Annotated in this window: 2 protein-coding genes; one reads left to right on the top strand and one right to left on the bottom strand. The window is 71.7% G+C overall.

Annotated features, from left to right (window positions below; genetic code table 11):
* On the bottom strand, positions 1-1213 hold a 1213-nt coding region (locus A9X03_RS03855; RefSeq protein ID WP_369830992.1), incomplete at its 3' end, for a hypothetical protein.
* Positions 1214-1458: 245 nt separating this feature from the next.
* On the opposite strand from A9X03_RS03855, the gene A9X03_RS03850 reads away from it, so the two are divergent.
* Positions 1459-2432: hypothetical protein (locus A9X03_RS03850; RefSeq protein ID WP_197696008.1), on the top strand; the 974-nt coding region annotated here is incomplete at its 3' end.

Below are 2432 nucleotides of genomic sequence, written 5' to 3'. Positions count from 1 at the left end.
GAATGCCCTTCACCGGCTGCGCGGGCGGCTCTTGCTCGCCGTCCGTTTGCTTTGCCGGCTCCGCTTTGGGCGCGGGCGCCGGGGCCTCGGGAGCCGGAGCCGCCGGGGCGGGCGCGGGCGCCGCGGGTGCCGGGGCCTCGACCGGCGCGGGAGCCGCGGGGGCCGGGGCGGGCCGGGTCGGCGCGACGACCACGTTCTGGTTCGGGCTGGGCCGGACGTTAGCCGTGGGCCGGATGGCGATCGCCAGCGAGACGACCAACGCCACCACGCCGATGACGAAGACGCCCGCCACGATGCCTCCGACCAGCCGGAACGAGCTGCGCTGGGGATATCCCGCGTCGACGAGTTCGGTGGCGCCGGTGTGCGCGCCGGTGTAGAGGTCGTCGACCTCGTCGGGCACGGCGCTGTAGGCGAGCGCGTCCCTGCCCAGGGTGCCCGGGGTGTCGAAGTAACCGGGCGCGACCGCGAACGGGTTGATCGCGCCGGTGCCCGGGTCCTGGGCGTAAGCCAGCGCCGCGGTGGACGACGAGAAGAGCGGGGCGTTCGCCGACGCCAGCGCCGCCCCGCGGGCCAGCGCCGTTTCGGGCTCCTCGGGCGCCGACAAGGGCAGTGAGGTGGCCGCCTCCAGCGCGGGCTTGATCAGCGGGATGTCGATGCCCGAGCCGACGACGAACACGCCGTCCGGCCGTGTCTCCAGCGTCTCCGCGTGCGACACCATGCTGGCCAGCTGGGCCACCGCGGCCTCGTCGTCGGCCGGCAGCGGCTGGCGCTGGACGTCGGCGATCGACCCGTCGGCGCTGTTGACGACCGCCAGAGTGGCGGTGTCCGGCTCGATGTACAGCAGGGCAGTTTGCGAGTAGTTGGTCTGGCTGCCCACCGCTTGCGCGAGGGCGGCCGCGGCCAGGAAGGCCGAGACCAACATCACGTTCTCCACCTTGTGGGCGGCCAGTGCGTCCCGCAGTGCGGCGGCCTCGATCGGGTCCGTGAATGTGACGCCGGTCGATGCCAATTGGTAGCCGCCCTCGGCCGCGCCCTGACGGGTGCCCAGGATCGCGGAGACTACCTGGTTGGCCGCGCTGAGCGTTGCCGCGTCGTCTTCGGGCGGAACGTCGAAATTGTCTTCGTCGACGGTGGCGCCTTCGCCATTCTGGCCTTCGACCAGCACCATTCGGACTGCCGTCGGCGCCATCGACACGCCAAGTACCGTGTCCAAAGCTCCTCCATCGTTCGATTGCTAGCGCTGATGATGAGAACGTGGCCGCCGCACCCCGCGAAAACGCCAGAGGTCACTTAGTCCCCACCGTGTTTTCCCCTAGTGTCCCGATTTTACGCGTGTTCGGCACCCGGCGGGCGGGCTAGGGGACAGGGATGCCGTGGCCGCCCAGGTGCCGATGCAGCCAGTCGTCCCACTGATCGCTGTGGGACGGGCCGGGTCCGGGTTGGGGCGATGCCGGCGGAGTGACCGTCGACCAGGACGGCTTTGAACTCGCCGATCAGACAACGGCGGTGGCCGCGGCGGACCGCGTGGTCGACGCGATTCTCGGCACACGGGAAAGCGCGGCCGCGGGTGGCTATCGGGTGAAATCGAGCGGCGTGACGTGGACGGATCAAGCCGAGGCGGCCGCGCTTCGAAATGCGTTGGCGGAGCGCAAGATCGAGGACGTCATGCTGGTTTCCGGCGTGATGGCTGCTGCGGCGCTGGCGCAGGCCGCGGGCAGTGCCACCAACTGCGCGCGCACCGCGCTGCTGTTCGTCGAGCCCAGCACCGCGACGCTGGCCGTCGTCGACACCGCCGACGGTTCGGTCGCCGACGTGCGCCGGCATGCGCTGCCCAGCAGCGACGGGGCTGCGCTGGCGCAGCTGGCCGCGTTGGCCTCGGGCGCCGAATCGATGAGGGCGCGCCCGGACGGGCTGTTCCTGGTGGGCTCGGACGTCGACATCCCGTACATCAAGCCGGCGCTCGAGTCGGCGACCTCGCTGTCGGTGACCACCCCCGAGGAACCCGAGATGGCGCTGGCCCGCGGCGCCTCGCTGGCGGCGGCCAACGCCCACCTGGGGGCGCCGTCGACGATCGCGATGCCCTACGCAGGACAACCCGCGACGGGCGGGCGCGAGCTCGCGTACAGCGCCGAAGCGGGCGACGCGGCCGCCCGGGGAGCCGAGTCCGCGGCGGACCGGGGCGATCGGCGCAGCCGGAAGCCGGTGCTGGCCGTCGTCGCCGCGACCCTGGTATTCGTCGGCGGTGTCCTGGCGCTCTCGCTGGCGCTGGCCTTCGACATCCGGCCCCACGCGCATCAGCGCCCCGACATCACCCAAAACGTCGTCGCCCCGGCAGTCCAGGCGCCACCACCACCCCCGTCGGCGCCATCGACACGCCAAGTACCGTGTCCAAAGCTCCTCCATCGTTCGATTGCTAGCGCTGATGATGAGAA

The sequence above is a fragment of the Mycobacterium sp. E1715 genome (genome assembly GCF_001667625.1).
Lineage (GTDB): Bacteria > Actinomycetota > Actinomycetes > Mycobacteriales > Mycobacteriaceae > Mycobacterium.
The sequence above is the reverse complement of the archived record's forward strand: the minus strand, read 5'-3'. Positions and strand labels throughout refer to the sequence as shown.